Genomic DNA, 16,509 nt, shown 5'->3' with positions numbered 1-16,509 from the left:
TAGGAGGCGCCGGGGTGCTCGGCTAAGGCTTTGCCAGCATGGAGCTGGCATAGAGCCTACATGGATGTATTCACGGCGTCCTTTGACGGGCACCCCGGTGCCGAATTTTGATCTACGATAGGTATACGATGGGTTTATTGATGCCCAAATCCTTAATAGCGTGACGGCAAGCGAGCAACCGAATTTAATTTCCAGGGTTTCGGATTGATGGCTGCCTCTAACTTATCTTCCAATGGGTCGTCTAACTCATGAAAAAAGTCCAAGCCGGTTAATTCTTCGATAGTGTCAACGGAGACGATAAAATCGGTTAAAGGCTCATTGCCTCGCACCGTTTGCGGGACCAGGAACGCCAACATTTTGATTCCGGAACTTGTTTCCGCGGCATAAATTTTATAAAAAGCATCCGGTATTTCCACTTTCCAGCTGCTCTTCAATCGATTCAGAGGATTCGAAAATACGGGGCCGGTTATTACCCAGACGCGTCGATGCAATTTGGTAAAGTAGTCGACTTCAACGGCTTCCAATCGCTGCCAAACTTTTTGATTTAGATTGGGTCTTTGAGGGGTAATGTTGGTCATTAAAAACGTATCTAATTGCGCTTGTTTGCCATAGAGCCTGCTGATGGCATAGTTAGGCGCCATGTGGCCTCGGTCGAAACCGCTTCGGGTATAGTCTTGATGGCTGATACGCGTCAGGCTGCGCCAATCGGTGCTGAATGTTTGCGGCCGTTTATGGGGTGTCGCATTGTTTTTAATCGTGGTGACTTGATAGATTACCCAAAGTGGATTGCCACGAATGTCTGAGTATCCGACCATGAATCCATCATTGCGAAATACCCTCGACCAAGTCAGCGGCTGATACCAGACTTGAGTTTGCGGGACGCCTTGAAATGCCATGTCGGGCCTAGCCAGCATGACTTCATAACTGTAGCCGCCAATTAGAGGGAGTAGGGTCAGTACGCTAATGCGCGGATATTTTTTACCAACTCTAAAAAACGTGATGAATGTAGCGAGTAAAAAGCGATGTTTTTTCTGTCTTCTTCTTGCCATGTCGATTAGCTAACGATGTTCAAAAATGCCGCATCAAATAGGGTGCTGCGGATTTTTATTAAGTGATTATTGTAACTGTATGATTATACGGTAATTAATCGGGTATTGTTGGCCGGAGTGGATTAAAAGCCGATGGGTAACTATAGCTTTCAGATTATTAGACGCTTTTTCGCTCGCAAATAGGAGTAAGAGCGTGCTCCCAATAGTTGAAACCAAGGTTGAATTGAAGGCTGAGGTGAGTGCTTTATAATCGAACCTCAATGATGACGTATTTTTTCGAAATGATAACTTTTTCCGGCTCAAGATTTTACTATGCGCAAGATTGACGAATTGATTACCAAATTAAGCTTCGGCTTTTCCATACCCGGCTTATTGCTGGCGACGCTTTTTTTCGCATTTTCGCTTACACCAAGTCTAGTGCCTCGTTCTTTTTTGTTTCAAGGGGTGATTTCCGGTTTGTCTTTTACGGCGGGATACGCGCTTGGTGTTTTCGGTCGATGGTTTTGGGATTATGTCGAGTTGCCGTTGCCTGGTCGCGATGCAATCAGAATTTTTAGGATTGTTGCATCGGGCGTCTGTTCGATCGTTGCAATCGCCTTTCTTTGGCAGGCTTCGCAATGGCAAGACGATTTGCGCTCAATGATGGGGATGATGCCGGAGGGTGCGATGCCTTCTTATGGTATTGCCTTGATGACCTTACTCGTTTTTGGCGTATTAATACAGTTTGCTCGATTGTTTCGGAGGACGTTTCAATTTTTGTCTCTAAGGCTAGCGCGCTACATATCCGATCATGTCGCGCATGCGATAAGCATACTGGCAGCTGGAATGTTGTTTTGGTCGGTTATCGATGGCGTGGTTGTTTCTTTGTTCTTACGCGCGACGAACAATTCTTATCAACAATTAGACGCGCTGATTCAGGATGATTTGGAGCGTCCCGACGATCCGATGAAGACCGGTAGCGAAGCCTCCTTGATCGCTTGGTCGGACTTGGGAAGGCAAGGGCGTAAATTTATGTCTTCAGGCCCGACAGCTCAAGCGTTGAGCGATTTTTTCGGTGAGCCGGTGCCTGAGCCCGTGCGCATCTATGTCGGGTTGAATGCGGCGAATACGCCGGAAGAAAGAGCCGAATTGGCTTTGCAAGAGCTGAAACGCGTCAATGCCTTCGACCGTTCGGTTTTGTTGTTGGTGACGCCCACGGGTACCGGTTGGATAGACCCGGCCGCACTGGATACCGTCGAATATTTACATCGAGGCGACATCGCGACGGTCACCGCGCAATATTCGTATTTGCCCAGCGCCTTGTCGTTGATAACCGAAGGGGAGTACGGTGCGGAAATGGCTAGAGCGCTGTTCGAAAAAGTTTATGTCTATTGGACGAACTTGCCTAGCGACCACCGACCGAAATTGTATTTACACGGGCTGAGCTTGGGCGCGCTGAATTCCGATCGTTCTTTCGATGTGTACGACATCATTCAAGACCCATTCGATGGAGCATTATGGAGCGGTCCGCCATTTCGTAGCGAAACCTGGCGCAAAGTGACGCAAGAAAGGGATCCCGACTCTCCGGTATGGCTACCTCGTTTTCGAGATGGCGCGGTGATTAGATTCATGAATCAATATACGGGATTAAATGACGATAGTACGCCGTGGGGACCTTTTAGAATCGCTTATCTGCAATATGCCAGCGACCCGATAACGTTTTTCGATAGCCATGCGTTCTTTCGAGAGCCGGAATGGATGCAAGCTCCCAGAGGGCCGGACGTCTCGCCGTATCTAAGATGGTATCCGGTTGTCACGATGCTGCAATTGGCGGCCGACATGGCGGTCGGGTCTACGCCGCCGGGGTTCGGTCATGTTTTTGCCGCTAAACATTACATCGATGCATGGCTGGCCTTGACCGAACCTAAAGGTTGGAGCGAAGAGCAATTGAATCGTCTGCGGGCCTTGTTCGAAGGACGATAAGGCATCGAATAATTTTACAAATGTGAAGGCCTGTCGATTTGTCGTTCAATGGTTCGAGTTATGACTATCGTATTGCCAGTTTCGGTAGTGCCCGAGGAGCCATCGGACTAGCATGGATATGGCATAGAGCCTTGTATGCGAGGAACGTAGGGCAGGCCGGTAAAATAAAACATCACATCGGACTTATCCTTGATATACCCATCGCACTTCAAATTTCGGCATTGACACATGGAGGCGCCGGGGTGTTCGGCAAAGGCTGTGACAGCAGGGATGCTGTCACAGAGCCTACATGGACGCTGACTCTTCGGCGCCGAAATTTGACCAGCAAAGGGTATAAATTCGCTCTTAAGGAAACCTGATTAGCAAGATGCTTCAGCTTGCTGAAGCCAATTGTCCGAGCAGTGGCCAGTCGTAGCCACTTCTGCGGGACGGGTTATTTAACCCGTCCCCAACGTTTCGGTTTGCCCTAAACATTTCGGCTAACTTCGGCCAAAGTCAAAACGTTTAGGACGGGGTTGCAAACCCCGTCCTGCTAGGGATATGCCGGTTTTTGGGCTTTAGCTGAAGAAACTTGCTAATCAGGTAAGGAAATGAACCGGCCATATGCCGTTAAAATTCTCGCTTATCCCCGGAAATAATGCAGCGTGCGAACTGCGTGCCTTATCCTTTGTTTGCAGCAAATAGGCCGATCCTTTCGGATGCGTATAATCGGCGGCGATACCTCTATCGATTAATTCTTTAGCTTCTTCAAAATTTCTTCCAGCGAGTATGATGCTGGGGCGCCATTGATAATATTGGCGCTATGCCAGATCCATGCTGGCAAAGCCTTTGTCGGACACCCAGGCGCCTACTCTAGCACTGCCGAAATTTGAAGTGCGAAAGGTATACACCGACATCCTCATCGGTTATACATAATAAACGCTAATTTTTAAAAGTTGAGCGTAATAATTTGAGTGGTACTATGTGGAAATAGACAGTTGAACCATTTCGTCCGTTATTCGAGGTCATCACTATGGACAAGCAAAATTCCGATAATTTCCTGCAAATATTGACCGGGTTTCTGGTTCAATTACTGAAGTCGCTCAAAACAACGATGACCGGTCTTTATCGATCATTATTTAAGCTCGAGCCGGAAAAAGAAATCAATGCGCCGGAAAAGCCCGATAAGAACGATAAATTGACACGCTATTTGTTGATCGGCCTGGGCGTGTTAATGATTTTGTCGATCTTCAATCAGGCTAACGAACTGCAAAAAGACGAACTACCCTACAACCAATTTCTCGAATTGGTTAAGAATAACAAAATTCAACGTGCCGTGGTCACTGAGAAAACGATTACCGGCCTGATCAAACCCGACACCCCGTCAGATTCTCCCCAACACTTCATGACCATTCCTCTGTGGGATGAACATCTCGCCGAGACGCTCGCCGAGCATAACGTCGACTACATCGTTAGAAGCGGAGAAAGTTGGCTTGGCAATATCCTATTCAATTGGATCATTCCGATGTTGATTTTAGTCGCGATCTGGTCCTGGCTATTTCGGCGCATGGCCGGCGGCGGACCGGCCGGGCGCGGCTTTTTGAATATCGGTAACAAAATCAAGATACATCCGGAAACGCAACCGAAAATCACGTTCGACGATGTTGCCGGTAGCGAGAGTGCGAAACAGGAGCTGAAAGAATCGATCGAATTTCTTAAAGCCCCGGAAAAAATTCAAAAACTCGGCGGGCGCATGCCGAAAGGTGCATTGTTGGTCGGTCCGCCCGGAACCGGTAAAACCTTGCTGGCGAGGGCTGTGTCGGGCGAAGCCGGCGTGCCGTTTTTCAACATCAGCGGCTCTGAATTTATCGAACTGTTCGTCGGTGTCGGTGCCGCGCGAGTTCGCGATTTATTCGAACAGGCCCGCCAAAAAGCCCCCTGTATTATCTTTATCGACGAACTCGATGCCATCGGCCGCTCTCGCGGCGGGCCGATGGTGATGGGCGGCCATGACGAACGCGAACAAACGCTCAATCAATTGCTGACCGAAATGGATGGATTCGACCCGTCGTCGGGCGTGGTCGTATTGGCCGCGACCAATCGCCCGGAAATTCTCGACAAAGCCTTGCTGCGCGCCGGACGCTTCGACCGGCAGATTATTGTCGACAAACCGGACCTCGAAGACCGCGTCAAAATTCTCAAACTGCATAGTGCTAAAATGCGGCTCGCTTCCGACGTCGACTTGACCGTCGTCGGCAAGCGAACACCGGGACTGGTTGGCGCCGATTTGTCGAATATCGCGAACGAAGCCGCTATTCTAGCTGCGCGCGTCGATCGCGACAATGTACGCATGGACGACTTCGAAGCGGCGATCGACCGCATTTTGGCCGGTCCCGAGAAAAAATCGCGGGCGCTGGGGCCAGAGGAAAAACGCCGCGTTGCTTACCACGAGGCAGGTCATGCATTGGTCGCCAAGCATGTTCCCACCGGTCAGCCGATACATAAGGTTTCGATCATTCCGCGCGGCGTTTCGGCTTTGGGCTTTACACTGCAGCTTCCGGTCGAGGAAAAGTTTCTGTCCACCGATGCCGAACTAAAAGATCAAATCGCGATTTTGATGGGCGGGCGCATGGCGGAGGCGATCGCATTGGGCAATGTATCGACCGGCGCGCAAAACGACTTGGAAAAAGCCAGTGAAATCGCACGGGCCATGGTGTGTTATTTGGGCATGAGCGCCAAACTCGGTGCGTTGACTTACGGCAAACGTCAACAACTGCAATTTCTCGAAACCGAAGGCACCGAATATCGCAATTACAGCGAGGAAACCGCTAAGCTGATCGATACCGAAGTCAAGGCGCTGGTCGATGAGGGAATCGAGCGCGCGATGGATATTTTGACTGCTAAACGGCACGTTTTGGATCAGCTTGCCGAAATTCTTCAGGAAAAAGAAGTAATCCACGGAGAGGATATCGATGTGCTTTTGGGTTAAGGAGAGCCAAAACGGAAATAGGCAAGGCCAAAAGGCATTTATCGACGAAAAAAACTGTTCTCCCAAAAGGGGGGGGCTCAGGGCGGACTTGGAGCATCGGTGAGACGAACGTAACCCCGAGCTCATTTACAAGGGATGGTATTGGAGTGGATTTCTATGGCAAGAACAACAATAACAATTCTATCTTTCTGGGAGTTTTACTATGAGTATTATAAAAGAATTCAAGGAATTCGCGGTCAAGGGCAACGTAATCGACATGGCGGTTGGTATTATTATTGGCGCGGCATTCGGTAAAATCGTTTCGTCATTTGTCGGTGACGTGATCATGCCGCCAATCGGTATTTTGATCGGGGGCGTCGATTTTTCCGATCTGGCTATTGTGTTAAAGGAAGCCACGGAAGGTGCGGAAGCCGTCACATTAAGCTACGGTAAATTCATTCAAACATTGATCGACTTTACTATCGTCGCTTTTGCGATTTTCATTGCCGTCAAATTTATTAACAAGCTCAAGAGGCAAGAGGCGCCAGCGCCGGAAGTTGAGCCGGAACCTTCCAAAGAAGAACAACTATTAACCGAGATCAGAGATTTGCTCAAAGAGAAAAAATAAAAAACGCATAAATCTTTAAATCGAAAAGGGGATATTCAATCCCCTTTTTTTGTTTGAGGTTAACTCAGCTCTAACGTCGTTGCCATTAAGTTAAGCCGTCACAGAAATAAGTAATACTTGCATTCAGGCTCTAAATGAGTGTCAAAAGCTTGCCATCCACGGCGCTGGACTCCGCCACAAATCCGTATGGAACGGATTTGCATTTACCCGAAGGGCTCCGGGCAGGATAGCCCGGAGTGAATCCATGGCAAAATGACGGTCAGAAGCGCAAAAGGGAGTCTCAAATTAACCGAAGAGTGAGCTAAAAGATCTTTTGTTACGCAATAAGAAATAATCTATCAATAATTAATCCTATTGTTAACAATAAAACAACTCGGTATAGTTGCCCTCAATCCCATTTAATCCATACTCTTTCACTAGGATATTGCGAAATGACTGATTTTCAGAAAGATATCGCGCTCGGTCTGATGTTTATCATCGGAATTTTCGGATTCATTTCCGGAGCTTTTATCGTTTCAGCAATGACATTTGCCTCGGCCGCGATGTTTAGCATCATGTTCTCCAATCGCCGTATTCGCGATTGATTCTCCCTCTCGTTACCTTTTTTACCTCGTGTGTTGTTTTGCCGGAGCTTTATGCTCCGGCTTTTTTTTGTCCGCCGGAACCTGCAAAGCGGTTTAAGGAACGGGCATGAATTAAGTTAGGCAACCGACGCCTCGATTTTTGTTCGTATTCAAGGCGTCGGATTTTGATCTACGATGGTTATACTTCGCGCGAATGTGGCCGTGCGAAGTATATTAATATCCGTGATATTTTATCGTTAAAATAAGTTACGCATTTTTCGCTACGGAGCCACAATCATGTCGGGATTTTTCGCTACCATCAACCGTTTGAAATATATTCAACGCTGGGGGCTTAAACGTAATTCGATCAATGAAAACGTCAAGGAACATTCATTCGATGTCTGCGTGATCGCGCATTTATTATGCATCATCAAAAACGAGCTATTCGGCGGGGCGATCGACCCCGGCGAGGTCGTCTTGGCCTCACTTTATCATGACGCGCACGAAAGCATTACCGGAGATCTGCCGACGCCGATCAAAAAATTCAATCCCGGAATATTAAATCATTATAAGGACATCGAGTCGGTCGCCTCGCAGGCCTTAGTCGATACCTTGCCCGATGCGTTAAAAGACGATCTGTATAACTATGTCACCGAGTCCTGCGAGGAGTCGATTGCCGAATTGGTCAAGGCTGCCGATACGATCAGCGCCTATGTCAAATGCGTCGAAGAGACTCGGGCCGGCAATTTCGAATTTAAGGATGCCATGGACGACATTGAAATACGGCTCAACAAGATCGATTTACCGGAGGTCGATTATTTTCGGGAGCACTTTCTGCCGGCCGTGCATTTAACGGTGGATCAGCTATATCAAGGAGAATAATGTCGGTTAGCGGTTAGCAGCGATTCTATGTTTGTCCAATCGTTTCGATCAATCGCCAGAATTCGGCCTGTTGCCTAATTCCCAACACTTTTTGCGCGGCCTGCACGCCGGATACGCTGACGCCGTAGACGCCGCCGCCCGGCGAAGTCCAATGGCCGGCGAAATACAGCCCCGGCAGCGGCGATTGATTGGGGATACGAGTGGGGCCGACTTGACTCGGCGAGACGTCCCAGCCGTAGGCTGCGCCTTGAAAATTTTGCGTGTAGCGGCGCATTGTCGCCGGTGACCCGCCTTCAATGAACAAGATATGATCCTCAAGTCCGGGAATATACTTTCCGGCCAGTTTTAGCATCGCATCCATATAGCCCGGTTTGGCCTGTTGCCAGGACTCGGCTGCTTGAAAAGGCAGCAAGGTGGTCAGCATCAACAAGTGATGTCCGGGCGGGGCCAGGTTCGGGTCGACCAGCGTCGGCGCGGTAATACTGAGCCAAGTAATCTCGCCGTTGCAGGTCGCGGCAAAATTCTTCTCATGATCGAAGTCTTGGAAACAAAACGACTCGTGAGCCAATTTATGCTCGATGAGATCGATATCGGTCGCGATATAAACTGCGAAAATCGACAAAGAATGCTGCATTTTTTTGATGCGTTGAATATAACGCGGCGGAAAATGCTCTTCGCCGATCATCTCGCAAATCGTATGCCGGATGTCGGCATTGGCGATCACGACCGGCGCGGCAAACTTTTCATTTTTTACCTCGACACCGGCAATCCTTCCGTTTTCGATCAGAATTTTATCGACCGGCGCTTTGAAGCGGATCTCGCCGTCGTGCCGTGCGAGCCCGTCGACCAGCGTATCGGCCAAATGCTGGAAACCGCCCTTGCAGTAATAAGCGCCGTCGACCATGTAGCCGATCAACATCGTCGACCAATAGACAAAAGAGACTTCCGAAGGCGGCAAGCCAAGATAAGGCCAATTGCTTGCGAAGAGCCCCAGTAATTTCGGGTTGATGATGAATTCTCTTGCCACTTCGGCCAGGGTTGCTTTGCGGTATTTGCATAAGGCCGGCATCAAGCGATGCGCCTCGGCGAAATTAGTGCAGGCCATGATTTCATCGGCGACGGTGATTTCTTCAGCCACCTGCAGACATAAACGGGTCAAGTCGCGTAAACCCTGCCGTTCTTCCGGAAACAGCCGCCCCAGCCGTTCGCAAAACGCCTCGACCGATTGCGGCAAGGCGGCGACCAAACCCGGATAACGGGCATGGCTGAACGGGTCTATGTTGATGAACTCGATACGGTGTTCGACATCGAGCGCCTGTAACACCTTGTAGATGATTTGTCCGCCCCGGTAACCGTCAGGACCGCAGCCGCTGATCAAATGCACGCCGGAATCGAAACGGTATTTTTTGCGCTTGAAACCGTGCGCATAACCGCCGGGCCGGTCATGGCTTTCGAGTACCAACACCGACTTACCGGATTTCGCGAGCAAACCGGCCGCAGTTAAGCCTCCGATACCGCTGCCGATCACAATGACATCATAGTTCTTCACAATGAGTGCCGACTCCTAAGCATGTGTTTATACAGTAGGCCAATACCCGAAGCCGGTTAGCGTGGAAACAAAATAGCTTCATAATTTCTGGCGCCATGCAGGATATGGATGACCTCAATGAGGTTTTTATCGAGCCTATAAAAATCAAATAATCCCTGTGTAAGCAGCGTCTGATTCCATGTTGCTCATAGCGGGGTATTAGCAGGTAAGCTTTTGGCATGTCGAATAGTGCGGCGAAACGGCCCAACAATTCATCGACAAATGAAGCCGCCCGCGTGGGGTTATGAGAACGAATAAACCCACCTATCTCAATCAAATCGTTTTTGGCTGCATGCGTGATGACGACTTTCACGAGCCAAATCGGCCGTGCAGTTCTTGCCGGACAGTCTCAATGTCTTGTTTCCGTCCGTTTTTTGCGTCGGAAAGGCCTCTGGCTATCGCGGTATCGAGAGTGGTGAAGCTTTGGTTGCATTCAATCCAGTTACGCAGTGCTTCGCGGATAACTTCGCTGTTTGAGCTGTATATTCCGCTACCGACCTTTTCACGAATGATCTTCACCACTTCAGAAGGAAGCGGGATGGATATTTTTTCGGCTATTTGCATGGCGTACCTTTAGGAGTCGATGAAATAAGTAGTATTAAATACTACTTATTTTATGCTATCTGTACAATTCGCATTGGCTCATAGTGGAATCCTGGGAGCTAATTCAAGCCACCAACAATTCAACCAGACATTGTAAAACGCTTTGCCGCGTTTTTTTGTCATGAATAACTTCAAAAAAGCCCAGGTAGAGCAGTAGATATTCTTGAGTGATACCTTGATAAGGCCGCAACCAGGAACGTCGCAAAGACCAGAGCCATTCCATGGTGTTCGACGCCTGCCAAGCCAGATGAATCCGGATTATTTCCGCGCGCACCGTCCAGCCTCACGAGCGGCGCGTTTATGAGGGCTAGACAATAAAAGACGAGTACGTTTTTACCGTTGGCAAACGCGAGGCAGTCGTTGAGCAGTCCGGCAAAAACCGCATCACTATGTTTCTGGATGATGACATTCTCGCGGTATTCCGTGAGCGTGCCGCTCAAACCGGTAAAGGCTATCAAACTTTGATCAACGAAACGTTGCGTATCAGCCTGTCTCCGGAGCCGTCCCCTCATCGCTGAAATGTTACGGAAAATATTGCATGAGGAATTGCGGGCGGCATAATGCAACCGTAAAACGCAGCCAGGGAATCAAAGAACCTAAAATGTGAAGTGGTGTGACTCAGTGGTGATTCGATCATACCCTAGCTTAAATTATTTATACAAACTTCAAGGCTAATTCGGAACATCGAAAGCCTTGAGCGCTGTAGAGCCCTATGCAGCGAAGCGGAATACGGAGCAGGCGCGGCTTCGGCCGTCCCGGATTACGCTACACTCCATCCGGGCTACGCGTTTTGGAATTCGCGCCCCGCCGTTTTTGCAGCCAGCGGATAACGCCGGTGACGAACAACAGCGGACAAGCCAAGCCGGTCAGAAAGACCAGAATGCGTCCGGTTATGCCGAAAGCCTGGCCCGAGTGCAACGGCCATTGCCAATGCGTGAACACTTCGCCGGCCGTGCCGATCGCCGGATCGTCGACATCGAGCACCCGGCCGGAATACCGGTCGATCACGACACAAACCCGTTGTATCCAACTGCCCGGCCGATCGACATCGTCCTTGCAAACCGTATAGGTGTCTTCCGCGCCGGGCGCGCCGTAAATCCAATGCGGCCGCCCGTTCGGGTAGCGCTCATCTGCGATTGCGATAGCCCGATCCATCGCAATCGGCTCCAGGCCGTCGACCGGTACGGATTTAAACCAGTAACGGTAAGTCACCGGCGAAAACAGCTCCAGCACCGGCACGACATTATGCGGTAAAACCATGTAAATACCGGAAAACAGCACCGGCAGCATGATCAAAGCCGTATAAAAACCGGAAGTCTTGTGCAGGTCGTAATTCAAGCGCTCGCCGCTCGCACGGCGTTTGATCGTCAGCGCGTTGCGCCATTTGCCGGTCAAAGGCCACCAAACGATCAAGCCGGTCAGGACCGAAATGATCAATAACGCGGACGATAGGCCGACGATAACCGGACTGATGTCCTCCGGCAACAATAAATCGTAATGCAGCCTGAAAACGAATCCAATGAAAGTATGCGGCAGCCAGCGGCCTGATGACACCATCAAGCGTTTTCCGATTACTTCGGACGTGTAAGGATCGACATAAACCTGCCAGCTTTTATTGGCGTCTATGCCGGACGGTACCGAATAGGACAGTCGAAAGGCCGCTTCATCGTTGCGCGGATAGGTCGCGAAGGTATGGTTTGCATTGTTCGGCATGGCGGATCGGCCGGCGGCGAAAATCTCCGCGAGCGGTCGGTAAGCAGCCGTCCGTTCGGGCGGTTCGACCGTCAACAACTTCGGATTCAGCCATTCGTCGATTTCGGCATGGAACACCAAAATACTGCCGGTCAAACCGTAAATCGCCAGCAAAAAGCCTAACGTCAAACCCAACCACAAATGCACGTCGAGCCAGAGTTTGCGCCGGTTTTTGAGCCGATTCAGACGGGTATTGATGGGTCTTCTTGCCGAAGCGGCGAATTCGCCGCCGGGACGGTCGTTTTCGTTTTGTCTCATCATCTTCTATCGGTTGTGTGAATGAACGGACGTAGCCCGTATGCAGCGAAGCGGAATACGGGAATGGCGCGGCTTCGAACTTCCCGGATTGCGCTACGCTTCATCCGGGCTACGGCGCCATAAATCGCCGGCAAAAACCCTAACGCCAAACCCAGCCATAAATGCACGTCGAGCCAGACTTTGCGCCGGCTTTTGAGTCGATGCAGGCGGGTCTTGATGGGTCTTTTTGCCGAAGCGGCGAATTCGCCGCCGGGACGGTCGTTTTCGTTTTGTCTCATCATGTTCTATCGGATGTATGAATGAACGGTTGTAGCCCGTATGCAGCGAAGCGGAATACGGGAAAGGCGCGGCTTCGAACTTCCCGGATTGCGCTGCGCTCCATCCGGGCTACGGTGCTGATAGAATGAAATAACAGACGCGAATTAATACTCCAAGCGGATCGACCCCATTGCCGTCAAAGGCGCACCGGGATAGATGCCATTGCGTGGAGCGACGTTGGCATCCGGATCGGTCGACTCATAGTAGGTTTTGTTCAACAGATTGCGTATATTGAATTGCGCGGTCAATTTTGAATCGCCCACTTTCCACTGATAGGCAGTAAACGCGTCCAAACGCACATATCCCGGCAATTGAAAACTGTTTTCGTTATCGCCTTGCCGTTGTCCGGCGGCAAATGTTCCGATCCCGAAACTCAAACCATCCAATGGAGCATACCGCTTGACATCGTATCTCAACCAAAGACTGCCTGAATGCTCGGGCACATTGGTTAAACGGTTGCCCTCGTAGCCTTGAACTACGCCGTTTAAAGTCCGGTTATCCTTCGTGATCCGCGCATCGGTAAATGCATAACTGCCGATTACACTCAGTTCGTCTGTAATCTGGCCGAGCACATCCAGCTCGATGCCTTGACTGCGTTGTTCGCCGATGGCAACTCGGGCATTCGGATCGGATGCGGTCAAATCGGGCGTCAAAATGTTTTCCAAGGTCAAATGATAATAAGCCAGCGTAGCCGTTAACCGTTGATCAAACAGTTGAGTTTTGATTCCAGCTTCGAATTGTTCGCCGATTTGGGGGTCGAACGATTCGCCGGTCGCTGAAATACCGTTATTAGCACCGAACGATGTCGTCCAGTTACCGAACAGGCTGACCCATTCCCAGGGTTGATAGAGAACGCCTACTCTCGGGCTAAAACCTTCGTCTTTGCGGATCGCGGCCGGTAAAGCGTTTTCGGCCGCTTCGAACGAACCGGCACTACCTCTTCCGGTTTGCGCCCAGTCGTAACGTCCACCGCCCAGAATGTGCAGCTTATCCCAAAGCGTGATGTGATCATGGAAATACACGCCATGCCATTCGTTTTTGAACAGAGAAAAATTCCTTCCGCTTAGTTCGGTCGTGGAGACGGCATTACTAAAGACCGAAGGATCGATGCCGTAACTGGGTCCCGGGTTATAGATGTTGATATCCAGTGCCGGATTGGCGTTGTTATAAAATCCTTGTGTATTGTATTTCGAGAAGCCTCTGAAATAGTCATAACCCACTAAAATATCGTGCTGTGTGCCGCCGATAAAAAACTTGCCGGTCAAATCGAGATTGGTGGAGTAGGTTTCGTTATCGTTATGTTGAGAAAAAACGTTGCGTTGAAGTATCCCTGTGTTCGGATTCAATGCATTGCCGAATGCTGGCGTCGGATTGAGAAACGTTTCTTTTTGCTCACTGAAATTTGCTAGAAAACGGCTATGCACCGCCCAATCCTCATTAAATCGGTGATTCAGCTCCGTACTAACCAAAACTTTGTGTAAGCTGTCGAACGGATCGTTCGGATCGCCAAACGAACGTTCGATCGGTATATTAGCCGGGCGCTTGCCAAGCGCCGGTATACCATAATCCGCCTGATAATCCTGAGTGACACCCTCGACATTGAGGGTAATGTCTGTTGCGTCGGTAGGGCGCCAAGTAATGCTAGGTGAAATCAAGATTCGATCGTTCGATACGAAATCACGAAAAGATTCATTATTTTGATAAGAGCCGGTAAAACGGTAGAGCAGAGACTTATCGTCGGTAATCGATCCGGTCGCATCCCATTCGGTTCGATAAAAATTATAAGAGCCGAAGCGCTGTTCCAATGAATAATGCGGTGTATCCAACGGTTTTTTGATGTTGACATTGATCAATCCGCCCGGCTCGATGCGCCCGTATAAGATCGAAGCAGGCCCTTTGAGCACTTCCACGCTTTCAATATTAGCGCTATCGAATTCGGTACGAAATCCACCCGGTACTGCCAATAGTCCGTTGCGATAAACGGAAGGATTTCTAAAGCCGCGTACGATAAATCCGGTACCGGTTCCCATCGAGGATTGGGGGCGAACGCCACTAACGTTTTCCAATGCCTCCGTTATCCGGGTTACTTTTTGATCGTCCATTACGGTCCTCGGCACCACCTGCACCGAAACCGGTGTTTCCATAATCGGCGTATCGGTCTTCATCGCGGTACTGGCCGTCACCGCCGCGTACCCGTCCAAAGCCCCGCCGAGCACTTTCATATCCAACTGCTCCACCGGCCCGGTCCAGGGCTTTTCCTCCGGCTCGGCCTTGACCAGCTCGAACTCGCCGGCTTCAGCTAGAAGACTTTCGGTGCTGAATTCGGTGCGAGGTTTTTCGATGGTGAGCGCGCCGTCATCGGTCAAGCGGTAGCTCAAGCCGGTGTCGTGCAACATGATGTCGAGTGCTTGTTGCGGCGTGTAATTGCCGGTGACTTTGTGGGAGCGGGCTTGCCGGGCCGTGTCCGCGTGGTACAGCAGTTTGAGTCCGGCGCGGTCGGCCAGTTCGGTGAGTGCGCTGTCCAGCGGTTGCGAGGGGATATCGAAGGATTGCGGCGAGGCGAAGGCGGGTGTTTCGCTTGCCACGGCCGGCGCTGCGATGCTCCCGGCCAATAGTCCGGCCGCGACGGAACAGAGGCCGAACGCAAACTTGGCGCGGGAGCCTAAATGATCTTCATTATTTTCCATGTTTTCTCCTGATAAGGTCACGGCCTAAAGCGGCCTATTGCTTAAGACGGATCAGGAGGGAAAATCTTGTAACGGCAATCGCAAAAAAATTTTGTCGAAATGAATTTATCTTTTCGTAGCCCGTATGCAGCGCAAGCGGAATACGGGAAGGGCGTGGCTTCGGCATTCCCGGATTGCACTGCGTTTCATCCGGGCTACGGTGCTCAATGATCGTCAAACACCGCCGGTAAGTTCGGCGCATCCAGAACGCGCTCGGCCCAGATTTCGAGTTGTTCCGACGTGGCTTGATCGAGACGCCGTTGAATCGCGTCCGGTAATGGGCCGAAGCGTTTGATCAATAGGCGCTGAAGTAGTCCGGCTTTGCCTTCTATTTTTCCTTCCGCCTTCCCTTCGGCTTTCCCTTCTAATTTCCCTTCTAATTTCCCTTCCAATCTACCTTCCAATTTACCTTGCTCCAGAGCCAAGCGCTCTATCGACATCACATAAGTCATTGTTTCCGCCTCCAGTTGTTTGATTTCATCGGTTAATTGCCGTTCTAACTCATCCGGGAGCTGCATCAGCCAATCTATGACCCGTAACAGCTCCATAATATCCTGCCGCGCGTAATCGCGCGACAACAATAGCCGTATCAAACCGAATTTACTGACTTTCCTCGCGGTATCGTCTTGCCGGGTGCGATGCGCGTCCAATTGCGCCAACACCACTAGCGCAAACGGATTCGGACTGTTTTCCAGGTCGGTTCGACGGTCGTGCCAATCCTGTAAGCGGATGACCGGAAATTTAAAATCGATTTCGGTCTGCCACAAGGTTTGTCGGTAATGTCCAAGCTGCCGGGCCGAATTCCGGTCGGTCAGAATTGCGAAACTCGCGATGCGCCGATTCGGGTGACGGTCTTGCAGCCGATAATGATAGCGGTACATGCGGCGATTGAAGTGCCGGTCGGCTTTGCCTTGAATTTCGACATGGATCAGAACCCAGGTTTCGACGCCGCCGAGCGTAAATACCTTGACCAGCTTGTCGGTATGCCTGCGCCCGGATTCGGCATCCCGGACGATTTTTTGCAGTTCGGTATCGAGAAACTCATGCGGCCTGGACCAATCGATTTCGGCATGGGCGCCGGGAAACAACAACGCCATGAACTGGGGAAAATAATATTCGAGCGCCTCTTTCCAGGGCGAATCGAAGTCGTTCGATGGATCGGATGGTTGAGTCATGGGCTAACGGATAATTTTATCGGATTGAAAAAGTGTAGCATGTAGCCCGTATGCAGCG

General features: G+C 50.4%; 15 protein-coding genes. 6 read left to right on the top strand and 9 right to left on the bottom strand.

Annotated elements, in window-relative coordinates; genetic code table 11:
* Nucleotides 1-152: 152 nt before the first annotated feature.
* The gene (locus tag METBU_RS0113545; RefSeq protein ID WP_026130221.1) at nt 153-1,049 is read right to left on the bottom strand and encodes a DNA/RNA non-specific endonuclease; all 897 of its coding nucleotides are present in this window, start codon (nt 1,047-1,049) and stop codon (nt 153-155) included.
* Between the two features lie 312 nt (nt 1,050-1,361).
* Here METBU_RS0113545 and METBU_RS0113540 point away from each other — a divergent pair, with 312 nt between their 5' ends.
* From METBU_RS0113540 to yfbR, 5 genes are all read left to right on the top strand, one after another.
* Nucleotides 1,362-3,011, top strand: coding sequence for an alpha/beta hydrolase (locus METBU_RS0113540; RefSeq protein WP_017841146.1), 1,650 nt, complete (start codon nt 1,362-1,364; stop codon nt 3,009-3,011).
* Nucleotides 3,012-4,104: 1,093 nt separating this feature from the next.
* Nucleotides 4,105-5,979 (top strand): ATP-dependent zinc metalloprotease FtsH, encoded by a 1,875-nt coding sequence (ftsH, locus tag METBU_RS0113530; RefSeq protein WP_412768468.1) that lies wholly within the window; start codon nt 4,105-4,107, stop codon nt 5,977-5,979.
* Between the two features lie 202 nt (nt 5,980-6,181).
* Nucleotides 6,182-6,586: a large-conductance mechanosensitive channel protein MscL gene (mscL, locus tag METBU_RS0113525; protein WP_017841143.1), complete on the top strand. Its 405-nt coding sequence runs from the start codon at nt 6,182-6,184 to the stop codon at nt 6,584-6,586.
* Nucleotides 6,587-7,017: 431 nt separating this feature from the next.
* Nucleotides 7,018-7,170 carry a hypothetical protein gene (locus METBU_RS28150; protein ID WP_017841142.1) on the top strand — a complete coding sequence of 51 codons (153 nt, stop codon included), beginning with the start codon at nt 7,018-7,020 and terminating at the stop codon, nt 7,168-7,170.
* Nucleotides 7,171-7,446: 276 nt separating this feature from the next.
* A complete protein-coding gene (gene yfbR / locus METBU_RS0113515) occupies nt 7,447-8,031 on the top strand; it encodes a 5'-deoxynucleotidase (protein WP_017841141.1) in 585 nt (194 codons plus the stop codon).
* A 25-nt stretch (nt 8,032-8,056) separates the two neighbouring features.
* Here the strand turns inward: yfbR and METBU_RS0113510 are convergent, their stop codons facing one another.
* The 4 genes from METBU_RS0113510 to METBU_RS27575 all read right to left on the bottom strand — a co-directional run bounded on the left by METBU_RS0113510 (nt 8,057) and on the right by METBU_RS27575 (nt 10,496).
* Nucleotides 8,057-9,580 carry a phytoene desaturase family protein gene (locus METBU_RS0113510; RefSeq protein WP_017841140.1) on the bottom strand — a complete coding sequence of 508 codons (1,524 nt, stop codon included), beginning with the start codon at nt 9,578-9,580 and terminating at the stop codon, nt 8,057-8,059.
* On the bottom strand, nt 9,567-9,932 hold the full coding sequence (locus tag METBU_RS29225; protein ID WP_201764861.1) for a type II toxin-antitoxin system RelE/ParE family toxin: 366 nt from the start codon (nt 9,930-9,932) through the stop codon (nt 9,567-9,569). The genes METBU_RS0113510 and METBU_RS29225 overlap by 14 nt, the downstream gene beginning before the upstream one ends.
* On the bottom strand, nt 9,929-10,183 hold the full coding sequence (locus tag METBU_RS0113505) for a type II toxin-antitoxin system ParD family antitoxin (RefSeq protein ID WP_017841139.1): 255 nt from the start codon (nt 10,181-10,183) through the stop codon (nt 9,929-9,931). The genes METBU_RS29225 and METBU_RS0113505 overlap by 4 nt, the downstream gene beginning before the upstream one ends.
* Before the next feature lie 103 nt (nt 10,184-10,286).
* Nucleotides 10,287-10,496: a hypothetical protein gene (locus tag METBU_RS27575; protein ID WP_138767064.1), complete on the bottom strand. Its 210-nt coding sequence runs from the start codon at nt 10,494-10,496 to the stop codon at nt 10,287-10,289.
* Nucleotides 10,497-10,536: 40 nt separating this feature from the next.
* Between METBU_RS27575 and METBU_RS29040 the strand changes: the two genes are divergently transcribed.
* Entirely contained in the window at nt 10,537-10,740 is a 204-nt protein-coding gene (locus tag METBU_RS29040) for a BrnA antitoxin family protein (protein WP_201764900.1), read from the top strand.
* A gap of 247 nt (nt 10,741-10,987) precedes the next feature.
* On the opposite strand, the gene METBU_RS0113490 is transcribed toward METBU_RS29040, so the two are convergent.
* From METBU_RS0113490 to METBU_RS0113475, 4 genes are all read right to left on the bottom strand, one after another.
* A complete protein-coding gene (locus METBU_RS0113490; RefSeq protein ID WP_017841136.1) occupies nt 10,988-12,232 on the bottom strand; it encodes a PepSY-associated TM helix domain-containing protein in 1,245 nt (414 codons plus the stop codon).
* Nucleotides 12,232-12,513, bottom strand: a complete 282-nt coding sequence (locus METBU_RS28145; RefSeq protein WP_017841135.1) for a hypothetical protein — start codon at nt 12,511-12,513, stop codon at nt 12,232-12,234. Before METBU_RS28145 ends, METBU_RS0113490 begins: the two co-directional genes overlap by 1 nt.
* Nucleotides 12,514-12,654: 141 nt before the next feature.
* A complete protein-coding gene (locus METBU_RS0113480; RefSeq protein ID WP_017841134.1) occupies nt 12,655-15,237 on the bottom strand; it encodes a TonB-dependent siderophore receptor in 2,583 nt (860 codons plus the stop codon).
* A 203-nt stretch (nt 15,238-15,440) separates the two neighbouring features.
* A complete protein-coding gene (locus tag METBU_RS0113475; protein WP_017841133.1) occupies nt 15,441-16,451 on the bottom strand; it encodes a DUF4351 domain-containing protein in 1,011 nt (336 codons plus the stop codon).
* Between the last annotated feature and the right edge of the window lie 58 nt (nt 16,452-16,509).

Source organism: Methylotuvimicrobium buryatense 5G, from assembly GCF_000341735.1.
GTDB lineage: Bacteria > Pseudomonadota > Gammaproteobacteria > Methylococcales > Methylomonadaceae > Methylotuvimicrobium > Methylotuvimicrobium buryatense.
This window is presented reverse-complemented; position numbering and strand designations above follow the sequence as displayed.

Excerpts from the sequence above, each read along its gene's own strand:
- METBU_RS0113545 (WP_026130221.1), bottom strand. The coding sequence starts at position 1,049 with ATGGCAAGAAGAAGACAGAAAAAACATCGCTTTTTACTCGCTACATTC.
- METBU_RS0113540 (WP_017841146.1), top strand. The coding sequence starts at position 1,362 with ATGCGCAAGATTGACGAATTGATTACCAAATTAAGCTTCGGCTTTTCC.
- ftsH (WP_412768468.1), top strand. The coding sequence starts at position 4,105 with ATGACCGGTCTTTATCGATCATTATTTAAGCTCGAGCCGGAAAAAGAA.
- mscL (WP_017841143.1), top strand. The coding sequence starts at position 6,182 with ATGAGTATTATAAAAGAATTCAAGGAATTCGCGGTCAAGGGCAACGTA.
- METBU_RS28150 (WP_017841142.1), top strand. The coding sequence starts at position 7,018 with ATGACTGATTTTCAGAAAGATATCGCGCTCGGTCTGATGTTTATCATC.
- yfbR (WP_017841141.1), top strand. The coding sequence starts at position 7,447 with ATGTCGGGATTTTTCGCTACCATCAACCGTTTGAAATATATTCAACGC.
- METBU_RS0113505 (WP_017841139.1), bottom strand. The coding sequence starts at position 10,183 with ATGCAAATAGCCGAAAAAATATCCATCCCGCTTCCTTCTGAAGTGGTG.
- METBU_RS0113490 (WP_017841136.1), bottom strand. The coding sequence starts at position 12,232 with ATGAGACAAAACGAAAACGACCGTCCCGGCGGCGAATTCGCCGCTTCG.
- METBU_RS28145 (WP_017841135.1), bottom strand. The coding sequence starts at position 12,513 with ATGATGAGACAAAACGAAAACGACCGTCCCGGCGGCGAATTCGCCGCT.
- METBU_RS0113480 (WP_017841134.1), bottom strand. The coding sequence starts at position 15,237 with ATGGAAAATAATGAAGATCATTTAGGCTCCCGCGCCAAGTTTGCGTTC.
- METBU_RS0113475 (WP_017841133.1), bottom strand. The coding sequence starts at position 16,451 with ATGACTCAACCATCCGATCCATCGAACGACTTCGATTCGCCCTGGAAA.